Below are 18,721 nucleotides of genomic sequence, written 5' to 3' on the forward strand. Positions count from 1 at the left end.
AGCAGCGCACGGCTCGCGGGCCGTGGCATCGACTTTCAGGCGGAGCTCGCGCATCGCGTCCGCCGCGTCCCCGGCCAGACGTACCGTGCGACCCGGAACCGCGCACGCGACCTCCATGATCGACGTACCGCCCGAGTCGCGCCGGAGTCGTCAGTGTTCGAGTCGTTCGACGTGTTCGAGCCGCAGGATCGGCCCCGGTCGTCGTCGTGGGTTCGGCCGTCGGGGATCGGACTGGGGTGAGCCGCCGTGGACAGGCAACTGTGGGACGGCGCTGGCGGGCAGCCGGTGCGCACCTTCCTGTCAGGAGGTGCCACCATGCCACAACCCCACACCCCGCGCCGCAACGATCACCGTCGTGGGTTCGAGAACTCAGAACGACTCCGCGAACTCCTCACTCGCCTTCACATCGCAGGTCCTGACGCCTGGCGGAGTGATCCGGAGGTGGCGGCGCTCATGCAGCACGCCGCCCAGAAATACGCCGCCCTCGCCCGCAAACACGGGCTCGACCCGTGGGAAGCCGCGGGTGCGGCGTTCGAGGCGATGCGCACTGCCGCTGTCCGGCGGGCGGATGACCCGTGGGCGGTGATCACCCGGGCCGTGCAGATCACCTGCATCGCCGAGAACCGCGCCAACGGGCTGCTCTGCTCCGTGCACCAGGCACGCCGGCCCCGGTACTCGAGTTTCCATGACGCGGAACGGTTCTCCGACCGGGAGAACCCCCTCACCGACTACCACCCCGCGTTCCACGCTGACCCGTTCGCCACCGACGACGATGAAGCGATTAAGGAGCCGGGGTGCACGGGTGTGGAGTCCGCTCTTGAAGACACGATCGCGTTGCTGTGTTGGCACGGGTGGGAGCCGGAGATCGCGCGGGCCGCAATCGAGTGCGTCTGTGCGCGCCTCACCGAGTCGGTATCGCGGGCGGGCGCGTATGAGTCGCTGCGGCGGGATCGTCACGCCCGTGCGCTGCTCGACATCCCCGCACCGTCCTGGTACCGGCTACTGCGGATCATCCTCGGCGCACCGGATAGGCACCTGACCGGCACCAGTGCGGGTCGGGGCGTGCTGTTGCGGCTACTGATCGGTGAATCGTTGCGGCATCTCATGGACGATGCCGAGCTCGGCGCAGCGATCAAGGTTGCCGCCCCTGGCGTCATGCGAGGCCGGCCATGAGCGAGCCAGGACACATCGAGCTGGAACGGTCGGTCGCCTCAATCTGGGCCGGCCGACGGCACCGCGAGGACTACGGCGACGTCGACGCCCTGATCGAGTCGATCGTGCGGGATGGGCTGTTGCAGCCGATCACGATCACCCCCGACGGGATGCTGATCTGCGGCGCCCGACGTTTGGCTGCGATCCGCAAGCTCGGGTGGAAGACCGTGAACGTGTGGGTGCGCTCCGGTATCTCCACCACCCTGGGCCTGCTCCTCGCAGAGCAAGACGACAACCTGCTCCACAAGCCCCTCACCCGCACCGAAGAAGCCACCCTCTACGCCGAGCTGAAAGCACTCATGGTCGAGGATGCGGCAGGCCGGCAGGAAGCGTCACGGTTCACCTCCAACCAAGAAAACCCCAGGTCACACGGTGCCGCCACCGTGGCGGCACCGCAGAAGGGCGACACGCGGCAGCAAGCGGCACTCATGGTCACTGGCCGCAACGCCTACACCTCGCTGGAACGCATCAACGACCTGCAACGCCTCACCGCTGACCCCGCCGAGACAGAGGATGTGCGCCAGCGAGCACAGGAAGAGCTCGACCGGATCGACGCCGGCGGGTCGATCACCGGCGCGAGGCATCGCATCCGCGCCGCCCAGGCACTCGCCGAACTCGACACCCTCGCGGGCGACCCCGCGCAACCCGCCCGTATCCGCGATACTGCCGCAGCCGGCGCCGCCCGCCTGCGAGAACTCGAACACACCGCAAGACCCGCTGACCTGGAACGGCTGGCTGAACTCGCCGTCGAGCGCGCGAAGACCGCGACTAAGAAGCGTCCCGCACAGCTCGCGAAGGCGCGGCTCCATGCGGTGGAGGAACCCGCGCGTGAGTTCTTGCCAGTGCGGTCGTTCGTCTACCTCTGGGATGAGCTTTCCACCTGGTCCGAACGCTACGACCCCGACATGATCGGCCCGGCATTGTCGGATGAGCAGTGGTCGATGTTCGAGAACGCCGTCGCCGCCACGATCGCATTTCTCGATGCCGCACGTGTGGCGCGGAACGCGCGTCGAGACACCGCCTGAACCCTCCGGTGAGCTCAGCGTTGCTGAGCGGTTTGGTGCACCTTCCTGGTGATCCGTATTCGCCCGGAAGGACACCAGGATGGAACCCACCGCTCGCCGCCGCACCATGCTCATCGCCACTATCGCCGGCGGTCTGATCCTCATCCTCCTCGTCGGTGTCGGCGTGTACGGGCTCATCCGCGGGCCGCAGCCCACCGAGTCTGATGACACGGTGCCTTCGGATCAGCCGACTGCGACCTCTCCCGTCGCCGAGCCTGCCGACCCGGAGCCGGTGATCGGATTGGGCGGACCGGAGGAGTTCGCGGTGGCGGTCGCGGAGGCGCTGTTCACCTGGGACACGAGCAGCGGGTACGGGCCGGCCGACTACGCGCAGATGCTCGCCGATGTCACCGCCGACAGCGAAGCCGACGCGGCAGCCTCCGACGTGCGCGCGTATCTGCCGACACCGGAGGCATGGGCGCAGCTCCGCACGCACCAGACGAGGCAGTGGCTCACCGTCGACACGATCGAGATCCCGGATGCGTGGGAGGACGCCGTCGAGCAGGCCGCGCCGGGGCAGATTCCGGATGGTGCGGTCGCGTACACGATCACCGGCACCCGTCACCGCACCGGCTACTGGGGCACCGACCCCGTCACCACGACCCATGATGTCGCGTTCACGGTGTTCCTCACCTGCACCCCCGAACGAAACCCGGCTCCGGCGCCAGCCGATCCGATCATCGAGAACTGTGCGCTGTTGCGGCTGTCGCAGCTCGACAACCCGCTGCGGTGACCAGCCATGCTCAAGAAGCTCCTCGCCGCCCTCGCCATCGCCGCTGTCTGCTTCGGCCCCGCGACCGTTCTCCTGTCCGTCGCTGTCCTCGCCAACCCCGCTGTCGCCGCGTGTTCGCCGGGGTCGTTGATCGTGGGACCGATTCCAGACTCGCTGACCGCGACCACCAAGAACGGGGAGACAATGACGCTGAACCGTCAGCCACTCACCCACGCCGCGACGATCATCACCGTCGGAGGACAAACCGACGGCGTCGGACGGCCCGGGGTGGTGATCGCGTTGATGGCGGCACTCACGGAGTCGCATCTGCGGATGCTCGCCAACACCGGCACCTACCCCGAATCCGCGAACTACCCCAACGACGGGGATGCCTCCGATCACGACTCCCTCGGCCTGTTCCAGATGCGCCCGCAGGCCGGGTGGGGCACGGTCGCTGAGCTCATGGACCCGAACTACCAGGCCCGCGCGTTCTACGGCGGACCCACCGGACCCAACTACCCCTCACCACGGGGCCTGCTCGACATCCCCGGCTGGCAGCAACTCGACCCCGGCGAAGCAGCGCAAGCCGTCGAGGTGTCGGCGTACCCGGACCGGTATCAGAACTACCAGCCGGTCGCCGAAGCGATCCTCACCGCCCTCACCACACCCGCACCGTCAAGCGGAGGCGGTGGTGGTGAGGTGGTGGTGCCGGAGACCACGCGGGTCGTGTTCCCTCTGCCAGAAGGCACCTGGGTGCGCACCAGCCCGTTCGGGTGGCGCACCGACCCCATGACCGGCGAACAGGCATTCCACTCCGGAAGCGACTTCGGCGCTGCCGACGGCACCCCGATCTATGCCGTCGCTGACGGGATCGTGACCCACGCTGGCTACACCGGCAACTGGGGCGGGCTGATCATCATCGAGCACACCGTCGGCGGAGAACGCATCGCCTCGTATTTCGCGCATATGTGGGAGCACGGCATCCACGTCACCGAAGGCATGACCATCACCTCAGGACAACACATCGGCGACGTCGGGTCGTCCGGGAAGTCCACCGGACCCCACCTGCACCTCGAAATCCGGCCCGGCGGCACCGGTCAGCCCGCGATCGACGCCGACCAATGGCTCACCGACCACGGAGCCGAAGGCATCACCGGCGGCAACACCTCACGAGCATCCTGCACCCTGAACGGAAGTGGACGCTGATGGACGTGTTCCCCGACTTCGGCGGCGTCGGAGCCGCAGACGACCTCCGCACCGTCATCGGCGCCCTGTTAATGTTCGTGCTGGTCATCGCGGTGCTCATGCTGATCGTCTCCGCGATCATCTGGGCCATCGCCTCCTCAACCGGCAACCCACACACCGCCACCAAAGCCCGCCTCGGAGTCTGGGTTGCTCTCGGGGCCGCCGCTCTTGCCGGCGCCGGGGTCGCGTGGGTGAACTTCCTCCTTGATGTGGGAGATCAACTTTGACGATGCGTGACCCTAGTGGTGCGGTCTACTCGTGCACGGTTTGCAGATCGGAGCTACGACACCACATATCACCGTTGCGTCTCCAGAGAGCATCTACAAGTGCATCCAGCACTGCTACGGGCAGGTCATCGAAGACCTCGGAGACGACGTCGTAAGCGTCAAGAATTTCGACGATCGCCACATACTCTTGATCTTCTGAGTCCCACGGAAGGCCCGCATCGTCAACGGTCATGTATTCGTTCGAGATTGTTTCAAGCATCTCGTCCAGTTTCAGGTCGAGTTCATCGAGTGGCGACCCTGACCAGAACTCGTCGCCATCGTGTCCGACGAACAGAGACCCCAGCGTCAAGTTGCTCTCCCAAAGGAGATCATTTCCTTCGGGCCAGACGATGAAGGCTATGTCAGAGAGCTCGAACCGGACATCTCCGATGACCCGCCATTCTCGTTCCCATCGCCAATCGTGAGGTCGAGTGGAGTCAGTCGAGCGTACGGGATCGATGAACGGCGTCATCTTCCAGTACGCATCTTCCACATTGAGCGGCTTCCGGTGTGCGTCCAGGGACCTAGATAGAAGCTGCTTCGCAGCGTCCCACTGGGGTGAAGGATCGCTGAGATACCAGACCGGTTGAGCACCTTGCCTTTCGCGGAGCAGTTCTTTGTCAAAGACAACGCCCCATCTTCGACCTCGACTGGTCATACGGCGCAGTTCGGTCAATGGCGTTTCGGTGAAGCAGACGGCCTTCTGATTTCCGACGGAGGCCTGAAGGTTCTTGGCGATCCCGAAGGGATTGCGCGCCTCGATTCGCCCCTGTGTCAGCACACTCGCGAGATCTTGGGGCGTCCGAGTGAGATGCACCAGCCAACGTGACAGATCGCGTGCGCCTGAGTGCTGGGTTGTCCCAGCCGCGCTCGAAGGAATCGGCTCTGCCATCCCTTCAGATTACTCGCGGTATAGAAGCGCGCACCTGGCTGGCAAGTCCGCCATCTCTGGCGTTTGTGAGCTGAAGGAGCACCCTGTGATTGATATCGATCCGAACGGTACTGGGCTTCCCGGTATCGAGCAGTTGCGCATCATCGTCGGCGCGGTGATGACTGTCGGTCTGATCCTCTCCGTCCTCGCCCTGATCGTCTCGGCGATCGTGTGGGGCTTCGGCGCGAACAGCAGCAACCCGCATCTCGCGTCGCGCGGGAAGGTCGGGGTGCTCGTGTCATGTGGGGCGGCGATCATCTGCGGGGCGTCGGTGACGCTCATCAACTTCTTCTGGGGCGTCGGCCAAGCCGTCTAGCCCCATCTTTCGCGAGGGAAGGAGGATGCGATGAGTGTGTGTGATGTGCCGGTGATCTCGGCCGTGTGCGACACCGTCGGGCAAGGCGCTGCGACGTTGATCGCGGCACCGTTCGACTGGCTCGCCCAGGCAATGGGCGGCGCGGCTGCGTGGCTGTTCGAGGCGGTGTGGGCGGTGTTCGACACCACCACCCTCGTCGACGTGTCAGACCCCGGCTATGTCGGGGTGTACAACATCCTGTTCGGGGTGGCGGTGTTCGTGGTGCTGATCTTCTTCTGCCTGCAACTGATCACCGGTCTCATCCACCGCGACCCCACTGCCCTCACCCGCGCCGCCCTGGGCGCTGCGAAAAGCATCCTCGGCTCGTTCGTCGCTATCGGTCTTACCGGCCTCCTCTTGGAGATCACCGATCAGCTTGCCGTCGGGATCGTGCAGGCGACGGGGAACACGATGGAATCCATCGGCGACCGCATCACCCTCCTTGCCGCGGGATTCGCGGGGATCAACATCGCCGCCCCCGGTGTCGGGGCGATCGTGACGATTTTCCTTGCCGGGCTCGCAATCTCGGCGGCGGCGATTGTGTGGTTCTCGCTCCTGATCCGCAAAGCACTCCTGCTGGTCGCGATCGTGTTCGCCCCGATCGCCCTGGCCGGGTTCTCGTGGGATGCGACCAAGGGGTGGTTCGGGAAGTGGGCGACGTTCGTGATCGCCCTGATCCTCTCCAAACTCGTGCTCGTGGTGATCTTCCTCGTCGCCATCACCCAAGTCTCGGCCCCGATTGAGCTTGATCTTGCGTCGATCAGTGACCCCATCGCTGGTGTCGTGCTGATGTTCATCGCCGCGTTCGCCCCGTATATGACCTATAAGTTCGTCACGTTCATCGGGTTCGATATGTACCACTCGATGAGCGCCGAACAAGAAGCAAAATCCGCCCTCAACCGCCCCATACCCGTCCCATCCGCGCCGAAAGCCGATGGCGCGAAGAAGGTGCTCGACGGGGCTGGCGACACCCCCGCGAGTAGTGGCCAGGGCGGCGGCGCAGCACCGGCAGGCGGTGCACCTCACGCTTCGACAGCGACGCCTGCCGCCGGAAGTGGCGGCGCGGCTGCGGGTGGAAGTGCCGGAGCGTCTGCCGGTGGCGCGGGTGGTGGAGCCGGTGCGGCGGGCGCTGGGGCTGGTGCGGGGGCTGCGGCGGCGGGGCCTGCTGCTGCGGTCGTGGTGGGTGCGCAGGTGGCGAAGGCCGCCGCGACCGCGGGACCGAAACTCGGCGGCGCCGTCGGCGGCGCGGCAGAAGGCCACGCGGCGGGTGCTGGCGAGACCGTGCAACCCGCGCCGCAGCCCAGCCCGTCACCGGCTGTACCTACGAGGCCGGCGCCCTCGGTGCCCCCGGCGAAATCGCCACCGCCGCCCGCTCCGAAGCCGTCCGTCGGGAAGGAATAGTCGATGTCGTCTCAACAGTCCACAAGCACGGAGTTTGGGTTGCGGGCGGTGCAGTTCTCCCGCCTCACCCGCCGCGGCATCCTCCTCGGGCTCTCCCTCCCGCAACTGATCGTCCTCGCCACCGGTGTCCTCTCCATCGTCGGCGCCCTCTACGCCGGCGGCGGCATCCTCCTCGCCTGGACCGCACCCGTCTGGCTGCTCTGCGCAGCGCTCGCATGGACCCCAGTCGGCGGCCGGAAACTGATCGAGTGGGTACCCGTCACCTTCCGGTGGGCCGCCCGCACCCAAAACCGGCAGACCATGTTCCGCCAGCGCGTAGTCAAGCCTCGCCCGGCGGGGACGCTCGCGTTGCCGGGTGATGCGGCCGCGCTCAGGGAGTGGGAGGACCCGGAGACCGGGGCGGCGATGATCCACGACCCGCACCAGCAGACCCTCACCGTGATCGTCGCCGTCTCACACCCCGCATTCGTGCTCCTCGACCCTGGCGAGCAGGAACGCCGCGTCGCCACCTGGGGCCGGGTGCTTGCCACCACCTGCCGGTCCGGGCGGATCGCGCGCCTCCAAGTCTGCGAACGCACCCTCCCCGACGGCGGCTCCGGTCTCGTGGAGTGGTGGCAGCGCCACGGCCGCGACGACGGGTCCTGGACCTCGACCGTGTACCGGGAACTCATCGACCGTGCCGGTCCCGCCGGGGAACGCCACGCCACCACCATCAGCCTCGCCCTCGACCTCAAAGCCGCAGCCCGACAAGTCCGCACCAACGGTGGCGGCATCAAAGGCGCAGCCGCCGTCCTCCGCCAAGAAATGACCACCCTCGTCACCGCGCTACGGGCCGCGGAACTCACGGTCACTGGGTGGCTCACCCCCGCCCAGGTCGCGGTCATCCTCCGCTCCGCCTACGACCCCGCAACCGCCGCGATCCTGGAACGCCACACAGACATCGGCCGGACGCTCGCCACCGCAGGCCCGGTCGCGGTGACGGAGTCGTGGGATCGGATGCGGTCGGACTCTGCACATCATGCAGTGTTGTGGGTCAGTGAGTGGCCGAGGTCGCAGGTGTATCCGGGGTTCCTCGCCCCGGTGCTGCTGTCCTCTGGGATTCAGCGGGCGTTCTCGCTGGTGTGCACGCCGATCCGGTCGGATCAGGCGGCACGGGACATTCGGAAGAAGAAGACCGAGCTGATCTCGGACGCGGCGCAACGGCAGAAGATGGGGCAGATCGAAGACGCCTCCCAAACCGCCGAATACGGTGACGTGCTGCAACAAGAAGCCGACCTCACCGCCGGCCACGGCGTCCTCCGCTACACCGGCCTCATCTCTATCTCTGCTCCGACCCCGGTAGGACTCGACACCGCGGTTGCCGCGATCGAGCAGGCCGCTATCCAAGCCTCCTGCGAGACCCGCCGCCTCGTCGGACAGCAAGCCCAAGCGTTCACCGTCGCAGCGTTGCCGCTGTGCCGCACCGTCTGACAGGAGTAAGTGATGCCGACCTTTCAGAACCCCACCGCTGATGCTGCGGAAGCCTCCGAAGCGCTCCGCGGACTCGCACACGCCACCCGCGTGTTCGGTGAGCCCGCCGACACCTACGCGGTGCTCGGTGACCTCCTCGCGGGTGTGCGCTCCCTCCGGCAAGTTCTCGACCAGCTCGCTACCGCCCATGTCACGAACCGCGTGCGCGCATATGACGACGCCGGCGACCAGAGCAGTGGTGCAACCTACGCTCTCGCCGCGACCGCCGAGCTGCAACAGGCAGCGGCGCTGCTGGATGGGGTGCATGACCGCGTGGATGCGGCGATGTCTGCTTCCGGACGCATCGCCTGGCGCCCCGAACCCGAACCCGAATCCGACCCCGCATCCCAGTCGTCACGGTGGGTGAGCGTCGTGTTCCTGCAAGGCCAAGACGCCGACGAGGTGCTGGCGATCATCGACCGAGACGGCACGGATGCGGCGATCGAGCACCTGGCCGGGTTCGACATGGGCGAGGAGACCACGCAAGCGGCACTGGTCAATGGCTACGTCTACGACGAACCCCCGACCGGACCCCTCGACCGAGTGATCGAGCAGGGCGGCTACGTGCTGACGTACAACCACGACCACGGACACGTCTCCCTACTCCGCACACACCCCGAAGCGCGGGAACTCGAAACACCGCAGGCGAAGGCAAAGACGGCGGCGCCGGCGAGAGCGCGCCGCACCGTGCCCTCTGTCGAGGAAGAAGACGACTGGTTCGCGCCCTCGCAGGCGTCGTCACCATCTCGGGGGCGGGCCCTGTGAGTGACCGGCAGAAGCTCCACACGGCGGCGCTGGTCGAACCCGCCGGGGAACGCCGAAAACACCGGAAAGCGCGCAAGCACGCCGCCGCGGGCATCGAAGCGGCAGCCCGCAAGACCGAGCAAGCGCAAGAACGCGCTCGGGTCGCGGCGGAGCGTGCCGAGCGGCGCAACACCACCTACCTGCCCGCCGCGGGCGAGCCCGGAGTTGCGGCGCTCAGGACACCGGGGAGGTTTCGGTTGCCTCGGCATCAAGACACGTCCGCGACCCTCGCGGGCGCATACCCGTTCCTCGCCGAAGGCGGCCTCGGCGCCGACGGCGTATTCATCGGACAAGACCTCTACTCCGGCGGATCATTCGTCTACGACCCCTGGACCCTCTACGCCCGCGGCATCATCACCGCACCCAACATCGTCCTCGCCGGCATCGTCGGCTCCGGCAAATCCTCCCTCGCCAAATCCCTCTACACCCGGTCGATCCCGTTCGGACGCCGCGTGTACGTCCCCGGCGACCCCAAAGGCGAACACACCGCCGTCGCCGAAGCCGTCGGCGGACGGGCAATCGTCCTCGGCCACGGACTCCGCAACCGGCTCAACCCGCTCGATGAAGGCCACCGCCCCTCCGGGACCAGCGACGCGGAATGGACGGCACAAGTCGCCTCACGTCGTCGGGAACTCATCGGGGCGCTGGCGGAAACGGTGCTGGATCGGGTGCTGTCACCGTTGGAGCACACCGCGATCGACCTCGCCCTCCGAGACACCGTCCGCTCGTCCGAGGTGCCGATCCTGCCGATGGTCGTCGACCGCGTCCTCAACCCTGAGCCGGCGACCGATACCGATGGGCGGCTGGCGGAAGACGGTCGACTCGTTGGGCATGCCCTCCGGCGGCTCGTCGCGGGTGACCTTGCGGGGTTGTTCGACGGGCCGTCGACGGTGCGGTTCGACCCGTTGCTGCCGATGGTCAGTCTTGATCTGTCGCGGGTCGCGGAGAACAGCACGCTGATCTCGGTGCTGATGACTTGCTCTTCGGCGTGGATGGAGTCGGCGCTGATGGACCCGAACGGTGGGCACCGGTGGGTGATCTACGACGAAGCCTGGCGGCTCATGGCCTACCCGGCCCTGTTGCGTCGGATGGATGCGCAGTGGCGACTCGCGAGGCATTACGGGATCGCGAACATGCTGATCTTCCACAAACTCACCGACCTCGACAACGTCGGCGACTCCGGCTCCGCCATGCGCGCCCTCGCGAACTCGCTACTGGCGAACGCGGAGACGCGGATCATCTACCGGCAAGAACCCGACCAACTCGGAGCCACCGCCGCCGCCCTCGGCCTCACCGGCACCGAACAGAAACTCCTCCCAGGGCTCGGCACCGGACAGGGGCTTTGGCGGATCAAGGAACGATCCTTCGTCGTCCAGCACCAACTCCACCCGGCCGAGCTGGCTGCGTTCGATACCACCCAGCGAATGACATCTATTTCCCAGCGCACGAAGCATCAGGTCTGAGGGTTCTGCTTGCCTCGCGCGTTGCGCTGGAACCCCGTTTACGAACAGACAGCATCCTCACATGCGCTGTGAGAGGACCCCTGTCTACCGCTGCTGGTACACGTCCGGGATCCCGTCGCCGTCTTCGTCGATGGCGTCTTCCTGCGCGATGCGGCGGTAGCGACGGTTGCGGGTGCTCAGCAGGATCGATGCGATGAGAGCCGCGAGTACGGAGGCGAGAAGGATCGCGACTTTCGCGTGGTCGTGGTGCGGGTCGGTGGCGGAGAAGCTGAGCTCGGTAACGAGCAGCGAGACGGTGAACCCGATTCCGGCGAGGAGTCCGACCCCGATGAGGTCTACCCATTTCAGGGCGGGGTCGAGGTTGATGCCCCGGATTCGGGTGGTGAGCCAGGTGACGGCGACAATGCCCACAGGTTTTCCGGCCACGAGTGCGATCACGATCCCGATCGTGACGGGATCGGCGAGCGCGGAGAGGAAACCATCGACACCACCGAGGGCGACGCCTGCGGAGAAGAACGCGAATACGGGGACCGCGACCCCCGCCGAGAGGGGACGGAATCGATGCTCGAAGACCTCTGCGAGGCCAGGTTTGGTGTCTGGTGTGTGGTCGCGGCGACGGTGAAGGACGGGGATGGTGAATCCGAGGAGGACACCCGCTATCGTTGCGTGAATGCCGGAGGCGTGCACGAATGCCCAAGCAATTACGCCGATGGGCAGGAGGACGAGCCAGGCTGCGGAGGGCTTGAGGTGGAAGAACTGCCGGTATCGCTGGGCGAGGACGCCGTACACGGCGATGGTGAGAAGCCCGAGTAGCAGCGGGAGGATTTGGATGCTGTCGGTGTAGAACACCGCGATGATCGTGATCGCGATGAGGTCGTCGACCACGGCGAGGGTGAGGAGGAAGATGCGCAGCGGACTGGGCAGGTGCGAGCCGATGAGGGCGAGAACGGCGACAGCGAACGCGATATCTGTTGCGGTCGGGATCGCCCAACCGCGCAGCAACTCCGGGCTCTGTGCCACGATCGCGACATAGACGAGTGCGGGCACGACGACGCCACCGGCGGCAGCAGCGACCGGGAGGATCGCGGTGGAGAATCGGCGGAGGTCTCCGGCGACGAACTCTCGTTTGAGTTCGAGGCCGACGAGGAAGAAAAAGATTGCGAGCAGTCCGTCGGCCGCCCATGCGCCAAGGCTGAGCTTCAGATGCCAAGGCTCGTACCCGATCTCGAAGTCCCGCAACGCGAAGTAGCCCTCTGCCCAGGGCGAATTCGCCCACACGATGCCGACGACAGCGAAGACCACGAGCAGCACACCGCCCACGGTTTCCTTGCGGAGCAAGGCTCCGATGCGCACGGCTTCGGTATAGGAGCCTCGGTTCGGGAACAGCGAACGCCGAGGCGTGGGGTGGGCAGGACGAGAAGTCATAGGCAGATCCGATCAGGAGTCGACAAACAGTCAAATGTCGACCAGACTTCCCGACGCGCCAATCCCTATTCTACTGTGCGGCGTTATAGATATGCCCGGTTCGCGGCTCGACGAATGCTCTCGTTCCTGATGTCGCCCCAGTCAAGAACAGCAGCTCCAGCGAGGCCGTCGAGCTGCGAAGACCATTCAACTGCTCTGTCGGACAGCAGCTTCTGATCGTCGAGGTTGGAGATGTTCACGAACACGACATCGATATCTCGTCCACTCCGGAGCTCAAGCTGCGCGTGCAGCCGTGTCGCTAGCGTCCACGCCACATCGTCGATGCTCGCCGAGCAGGATGACTGGACTGTGTACGCCACCAGTAAATGGCGTACCGTCCGGCGAACCCGGCACACATCGAACATCGCTGCGGTTGCTTGCTTCAGTCGCTTGCGGGCTGACCGCTTGTCGCCGGTAGTGCGCAGATCGCACACCCACACGAGGGTGCGGGGATTTTCCACTTCTCGCGTCGCGCATGGCGCCGAAATATGAAGCGGGTCGCCCAAGAAAACGACAGTCCCAGTCACCTCCGCGTGCCGCCTACCGCAACTCGCACGATTTCGGCGACCGCAACGCCAAGCCCGTCCTCTGTCCACATCCGCTCCGCGACACTATGCACGGCGGTCTGACGGCCAACGGCGTCCGCGATCGCCGCACGAACGTTCTGCGAAGAGAGACGATCTCGGTGTAAGGGCTTGCCGGTAAGACCGGACCGTTGCAGCGTCCTCGCCCAAAAGGGTTGGTCGCCGAGAAAGGGAACGAGAACCGACGGCGTCCCTGCCCGTGATGCTGCGTGGACAGTTCCCGCGCCGCCGTGATGAATCGCGACCGACGCTTCCGGCAGCACCAGGTGGTGTGGAACCGACGACACGGTCAAGAGATCTCGCCCAACACATCGCCGAGGCGGCTCAAGACCACCCCACCCAGTTGCAAGCAGTACCCGTAGTCCCGCTTTCCGCGCCCCCTCGATGATCGCTTCCGCCCGCGATGCGGGGTCGCCACCCCGCATCGACCCGAACCCGGCGTATGCAAACGGCGCAGGATCGGACAGGAATTCCGAAACCTCGGCGTCCAAGACTTCACCCGGTTGAGATTGGCGTGGCCAGTCGCCAGTCATATGGGCTTTTGCGGGCCAGTCCAGGGGACGAGCCAGTAGAGATGGGCTCACCGCGATAAGCGATCCCGCAGACGGTGATACCCGCTGAGAGCGGGCAAACCCGAGGCGTTGCCGAGCGGCGCGGATATCAGTGGCGAACATGCGTTCACCTAAGGCAGGGATACGGTAGCTCAGCCGGTTGAGGACCGGTCCGTACGAGCGGCGAAGGACGCCAGCAGCAGGAAACTCGGCTGTGGCTGTCAGCACCGGTGCCAACTCGACCGTGAGGTACGGAATGCGAAGACGCTCTGCCACGATCGGCACAGTGAGCAACTTGGGGTGAGAAACGATCACATCGGGCTGCCATGCGGTCGCCTCGTCCACCACGCGACTCAGGATCTTGCTCATCGCCGGAACAATGTGCTCGCGATAGGCACGCATCGCTCCGACCTCAGAAACAGCGAGGGCGAGGGCAGAAAAGCTCACCCCAAGGCTGACATGATCAGGGCCGTACTCAGCGTCCGGGTCGTCTGGCACGCATATTCGGACAGCATGCCCGGCCTCTCGCAGAGCAGACGCGAGCGACACGAACGGTTCAACGTCACCACGGCTACCAGCCGTTAGCAACAGCACCCGCAACTGCGAGTCCAGGACTCGCCGCCCGATCACTGTCGCGACTCGCCGCTTGAAGAACCTGCACAACAAGGCAGCGAGAACTGGCCAAGTAATCGGATACTCGCGCCCTGCACGATCAAAATGTGAAGCATGGTGTCCTCCGGTCGCAACTGCCAACCGGATACGGTCGGCGTCAATGTCGACCAGACTTCCCGACGCACCAGGGATCACTTTACCCGAAGGATGCGCATCTCCTGCGATCGGGCGACAACGGCGACTAGAGACTTTGAGCAGCCGCTGTCTGTTCTCCCCACGCGCCCCGCGTGACCCAGCGTTCGCTTCGTGCGGCGCAGCCTCGCGACGAGCACACAGGCTCACCTGTCGCTCAACAGGCACAACGAGCAAGGGAGCAGGAGCAATGGACACGATCAACGAGCTGGCAGCAGATGAGCGCATCGCGAGGATCATCCTCGCCATCGCCTCCGAACCCGGAGACACCGTCACAGGTCGGATGATCCGCACCGTCGGCGCTTCCGAAACCGTCGCGCGAGCGATCGGAGCGGGAGTTCCGGTGGGGCCGGATGGTGATACCTGGCAGCGGCGTCTCGCACCCCGTATCGACGCCGCACACACCGGGCGAGTCATCGCGGATGCGGAGCATCATGGGATGCATGTGCTGATCCCTGGCGATGAGCACTGGCCGTCCGGGATCGACGCCCTCGGTGACCGTGCACCGTTCGCGCTGTGGGCGAAAGGCGACACCGAGCTGCTGACGGAACCCGTCTGGGAACGGCTCACCGTTACTGGGGCGCGCGCTTCTACCGGGTACGGGGAGCACGTCACGACGGAGCTCGTGCAATCCGCGGTAGATGAGGGGCATCGGGTGTTCTCCGGTGGCGCGTACGGGATCGACGGTGCCGCGCACCGTTCCGCACTCGCATCCGGTGGCCCAACGATCGCGGTGCTGGCTGGCGGGCTTGACCGGCTCTACCCGGCCGGGCACACCGACCTCCTCACCCGCGTCAGCCAGCAGGGGCTCTTGTTGTCGGAGGTGCCGCCGGGGGCGGCGCCGACGAAGTGGCGGTTCCTGCAACGCGGCCGACTCCTCGCAGCCCTCTCCGGCACCGTGATCATCGCAGAGGCGGGCTACCGGTCGGGCACCCTGCATACCGCTGCCCGCGCGGTTGAGCTCGGCCGGCCGGTGGGGGCGGTGCCGGGGCCGGTGACGAGTGCGGCTTCGGCGGGGTGTCACCGGCTCATGCGCGATGGCCTCGCCACGGTGATCACTGGGTATGACGACATTCGCGAGCTGCTGTCCATGGTTCGTGACGGGGTGCAGCGTCGGGTGCGTGAGCGGGCGGGGCTCGAGAACGATCCCCTCGACACCGACCCGCCCGGTGGCAGGCGGGAGGGGCACGGTGTGGGGTTGTGAGGGTGGTGGTGCACCTGCCGTGAAGGCGACCGGATTCCCGGGTCGCTGTTCGCGAACGTCAGGAGGCCTCTCGTGTCAGGATCACTCACCCATATCTCGCAGCCCCCTGCTGCTCCACCGCGAACGGGGGTGCGTCGATGGTTGTCCGTCCTGCTGGCGCTGTTCCTGCTCGCCGGGTCGTTCGCGCTGAACACTCCACCGGCTCAGGCGGGCAGTCTCGGTGTCGGCTACGACATCGGGATGGGGTTCCTCGGCGCGTACAACACCGACGTCGATGGCCGGCAAGCGTATTGCGCCGACCTCGACGCGGACTCTCCCTTCTCACAGACCTACGGCCCCGAAACTGTCACCTCGCTGGACTCGCTGTCGCGGCAGCAACTCGCGGAACTGAACTACGTCCTGGACCGGTGGGGACAGTCTGGTGATCCGAACATCACCGCTGCCGTCGCCCTGCACGTCTGGTCGATCACGAGCGCCGGCACCTACAACTCGCACGGCATGTCCGGTGACGATTACTACGTTGCCCGCGCGCCTGCGTCGGAGCGGGGCACCATCCTCGCGAACCTCGCCACCATGCGACAGGAAGCCGCTATCTACGCGGTGACCGACCCGTCGTTGTCGTTGAGTCTGGACATGGCGGATCAGTACGCAGGGACCCTCAACATCGCGACCCACCCCGCAGGGCTCACGGGCACGGCGACGCTGTCGGACGCGGTGTTCGTGGACGGGTCGTCGTCGCGGACGATTGGCGCGGGTGCGCATCCGATCACGGGCACCCCAGCGGACGGGGTGCCGTCGTACCGGATCGGTGCGTCGATGAATATCGCTGCCGCCGGTTATGGGGCAGCCCTGGACCTGTATGTGACGCCGGGCGCGCAGCGTCTGATCGCCGCGGTGGCAGGTTCCTCCACCGGGCTGTCGGCGTCGGCGGAGTCGCCGGTGATCGAGCTGGACTTCCAGCCGGAGATCACCACCCAGGTCGCCTCCCGTTTCGTCGCTGAGGGTGACGCGTTCGTGGACGGGCTGACGGTGTCGGTGTCGAAGGGCACCTGGATTCACCTGGACGGCGCACCGGTCGAGGTGACCGCGACCGGCACCCTGTACGGGCCGTTCGATGAGCAACCCGCAGAGGCCGACACCCCACCCGCCGGCGCACCCGTCGCGGGCACGGAGACCGTGACGCTCACCGGCGCCGGCTCATACATCTCGCCCGGGACGATCATCGCTCCGGAGTCCGGGTTCTACACCTGGGTGTGGGCGATCGATAAGGACGCGCACGGGGATCACGCGAAGTACCTCACCGATTCCTTCACCGACCGGTACGGGCAGGTGACGGAGACGTCGGTGGTGCCGTTCCAGCCGGTCGCGGTGTCGGAGGCGGATCAGCGGTTCGCCGTCCCCGGCGATGCGCTCACGGACACGATCACGGTGTCGAGCTCGAATGGTGCCTGGTTGAAGAAGGACGGCGCGTTCATTCCGGTGGTGTTTGAGGGCACCGCCTACCAAGTCCCCGGCACCCTCCCTCCCACGCAGAACGCGGCGGTTGATGCTGCGGCGGTGCCGCTCGGCACGGTCACCGTCACGGCTGATGGCCCTGGCGTGTATACGTCGCCGTCGGTGGTGGCGCCGTCGGGTGGGTTCGTGACCTGGGTGTGGGAAGTGCGGAAGTCGTCGCAGCCGGAATGGGTGCGCGACTACCTCGCCGCCGACTGGCAGGACGACTACGGCATCAACGTGGAGACAACCTCGGTCCGGTGGCCGATCACCACGACCTCAGTGATGCGGGAGTACAACGTGCACCCCGGCGGACGCGCCTTCGATGTCGTGACCGTGTCGGGGTTCCCGGCGAACCACGGTGATTTCGCCGGTGACGGGTACTGGGGTGCGGATGTCGATGAGCTCCGCCACACCGTCTACGGCCCCTTCACCACCGATGCGGAACTCACCGACAATCTCGACCTCACCACCGCACCAGTACTCGCCGAGCTGACGACGCCGGCACGGAACGGGGTCTACAAGCTCGGGTACACGGATGAAGACCAGATCATGCCGACCGAGCCCGGCTTCTACGTCCTCGTCACCACCTTCACCGGCGACGACCGGGTGCAGCCGTATCAGTCGTCCCCGGCGGACGTGCTGGAACGCTTCTACGTCCCGCCCACCGGCACCGACATCCCCGTGTCGGTGATCACGCAGGCAACCCCGGAAGCGCTCGTCGGTGAACCGTTCTCGGATACCGCGCTCGTGCAGGGCACGAAGATTCCCGACGGCGCATACCTGGTGTTCCGCGCCTACGGGCCGCACCCGGCAGACACCGACCCGGTGTGTGAGGTGCCGTTCTTTGAGAGCGAGGAGACTCCCGTCACCCAGGCCGGCATCTACTACTCCGGCACTACCAGCGTCGATACGGCGGGGAACGTGTACTGGATCGAAACTCTCTACGACAGCGACGGCGAGACCCTCGCTGAGGGCGAGTGCGGGGCTCCGGGTGAGACGACGGTCGTCAAGGAGCAACCGAAGGACCTGTCCGTGAAGACGAACGCTGTGCCGACCGTGACGTTGGGTGATCCGGCGCATGATGTCGCGTCTGTCACCGGCACCGTCCCCACTGGCGCGCAGCTCCGGTTCGAGGCGTACCGACAGGAGGGTGACACCGCGACCTGCACCCCGGAGGAACTGGTGTTCACTTCGACGGTGATCGAGTTGGACGGGCCGGGTGAGTATCGCTCCGAAGAGGTGATCTTCGACCGGGTCGGCGTCTACTACTGGGTGGAGACCGTCACCGACGCCGAGGGCACGATCCTGCACCGCGGCATCTGCGGCGCACCGGACGAAACCACCACCGTCACCGACTCACCAGACGAGCCCGGCACGCCAGGCACACCGGGCGAACTCGCGCACACCGGCGGCGGTGACTGGTGGCCGCTCGGCCTCGCCGGTGGCCTGATCGCCGCCGCGACGGGCGGGGTGCTGCTGTTCGGGCGTCGCCTCGCGATCGCCCGCGAACGCAACGGCCATGTCCGTGAAGAGGACATGGAGTTCGAGGAGTTCAAGGCCCAGTTCGAGGGAGCAAAGGAGGACTAACGAAGCTGCTGATCCGCTGGCACCCCCAACACGGCGGGTCAGCACAGGAGGGCACGAACCACCCCCAG

16 protein-coding genes are annotated in these 18,721 nt (G+C 66.3%); 12 read left to right on the forward strand and 4 right to left on the reverse strand.

The genetic code is table 11. The annotated features are described in order from the left end of the window. The first annotated feature begins 315 nt into the window (after positions 1–315). The 5 genes from KY498_RS03395 to KY498_RS03415 all read left to right on the forward strand — a co-directional run bounded on the left by KY498_RS03395 (position 316) and on the right by KY498_RS03415 (position 4,460). A complete protein-coding gene (locus tag KY498_RS03395) occupies positions 316–1,173 on the forward strand; it encodes a hypothetical protein (RefSeq protein ID WP_219879605.1) in 858 nt (285 codons plus the stop codon). Continuing rightward, a complete protein-coding gene (locus KY498_RS03400; RefSeq protein WP_191902611.1) occupies positions 1,170–2,237 on the forward strand; it encodes a ParB N-terminal domain-containing protein in 1,068 nt (355 codons plus the stop codon). Before KY498_RS03395 ends, KY498_RS03400 begins: the two co-directional genes overlap by 4 nt. Positions 2,238–2,316: 79 nt before the next feature. Further along, positions 2,317–3,009 (forward strand): hypothetical protein, encoded by a 693-nt coding sequence (locus KY498_RS03405; protein ID WP_219879485.1) that lies wholly within the window; start codon positions 2,317–2,319, stop codon positions 3,007–3,009. A 6-nt stretch (positions 3,010–3,015) separates the two neighbouring features. After that, entirely contained in the window at positions 3,016–4,194 is a 1,179-nt protein-coding gene (locus tag KY498_RS03410) for a M23 family metallopeptidase (protein ID WP_219879486.1), read from the forward strand. Then, positions 4,194–4,460, forward strand: coding sequence for a DUF6112 family protein (locus KY498_RS03415; protein ID WP_191902608.1), 267 nt, complete (start codon positions 4,194–4,196; stop codon positions 4,458–4,460). The genes KY498_RS03410 and KY498_RS03415 overlap by 1 nt, the downstream gene beginning before the upstream one ends. Before the next feature lie 25 nt (positions 4,461–4,485). Here KY498_RS03415 and KY498_RS03420 read toward each other — a convergent pair whose 3' ends face one another. Next, a complete protein-coding gene (locus KY498_RS03420) occupies positions 4,486–5,391 on the reverse strand; it encodes a hypothetical protein (RefSeq protein WP_191902607.1) in 906 nt (301 codons plus the stop codon). An 85-nt stretch (positions 5,392–5,476) separates the two neighbouring features. Here KY498_RS03420 and KY498_RS03425 point away from each other — a divergent pair, with 85 nt between their 5' ends. From KY498_RS03425 to KY498_RS03445, 5 genes are read left to right on the forward strand one after another with little or no spacing between them, the layout of a single operon-like run. Continuing rightward, entirely contained in the window at positions 5,477–5,746 is a 270-nt protein-coding gene (locus tag KY498_RS03425; RefSeq protein ID WP_024355940.1) for a DUF6112 family protein, read from the forward strand. 30 nt (positions 5,747–5,776) lie between these two features. Next, positions 5,777–7,186, forward strand: coding sequence for a conjugal transfer protein TrbL (locus KY498_RS03430; protein ID WP_191902606.1), 1,410 nt, complete (start codon positions 5,777–5,779; stop codon positions 7,184–7,186). A 3-nt stretch (positions 7,187–7,189) separates the two neighbouring features. After that, the gene (locus tag KY498_RS03435; protein WP_219879487.1) at positions 7,190–8,656 is read left to right on the forward strand and encodes an SCO6880 family protein; all 1,467 of its coding nucleotides are present in this window, start codon (positions 7,190–7,192) and stop codon (positions 8,654–8,656) included. Between the two features lie 12 nt (positions 8,657–8,668). Then, a complete protein-coding gene (locus tag KY498_RS03440; RefSeq protein WP_219879488.1) occupies positions 8,669–9,460 on the forward strand; it encodes a hypothetical protein in 792 nt (263 codons plus the stop codon). Further along, the gene (locus tag KY498_RS03445; protein ID WP_219879489.1) at positions 9,457–10,962 is read left to right on the forward strand and encodes an ATP-binding protein; all 1,506 of its coding nucleotides are present in this window, start codon (positions 9,457–9,459) and stop codon (positions 10,960–10,962) included. The genes KY498_RS03440 and KY498_RS03445 overlap by 4 nt, the downstream gene beginning before the upstream one ends. An 84-nt stretch (positions 10,963–11,046) precedes the next feature. On the opposite strand, the gene nhaA is transcribed toward KY498_RS03445, so the two are convergent. From nhaA to KY498_RS03460, 3 genes are all read right to left on the reverse strand, one after another. Beyond that, positions 11,047–12,387 (reverse strand): Na+/H+ antiporter NhaA, encoded by a 1,341-nt coding sequence (nhaA, locus tag KY498_RS03450; protein WP_219879490.1) that lies wholly within the window; start codon positions 12,385–12,387, stop codon positions 11,047–11,049. A gap of 83 nt (positions 12,388–12,470) precedes the next feature. Further along, positions 12,471–12,860, reverse strand: coding sequence for a hypothetical protein (locus KY498_RS03455; RefSeq protein WP_219879491.1), 390 nt, complete (start codon positions 12,858–12,860; stop codon positions 12,471–12,473). Positions 12,861–12,949: 89 nt separating this feature from the next. After that, a complete protein-coding gene (locus KY498_RS03460; protein ID WP_308813216.1) occupies positions 12,950–14,614 on the reverse strand; it encodes a glycosyltransferase in 1,665 nt (554 codons plus the stop codon). Here KY498_RS03460 and dprA point away from each other — a divergent pair. Both dprA and KY498_RS03470 read left to right on the forward strand, forming a co-directional pair. Beyond that, positions 14,556–15,569, forward strand: coding sequence for a DNA-processing protein DprA (dprA, locus tag KY498_RS03465; RefSeq protein ID WP_219879493.1), 1,014 nt, complete (start codon positions 14,556–14,558; stop codon positions 15,567–15,569). The genes KY498_RS03460 and dprA overlap by 59 nt on opposite strands. Before the next feature lie 141 nt (positions 15,570–15,710). After that, entirely contained in the window at positions 15,711–18,653 is a 2,943-nt protein-coding gene (locus tag KY498_RS03470) for a hypothetical protein (protein ID WP_219879494.1), read from the forward strand. Positions 18,654–18,721: the final 68 nt, after the last annotated feature.

The sequence above is a fragment of the Microbacterium sp. PAMC21962 genome, assembly GCF_019443465.1.
Classification (GTDB): domain Bacteria; phylum Actinomycetota; class Actinomycetes; order Actinomycetales; family Microbacteriaceae; genus Microbacterium; species Microbacterium hominis.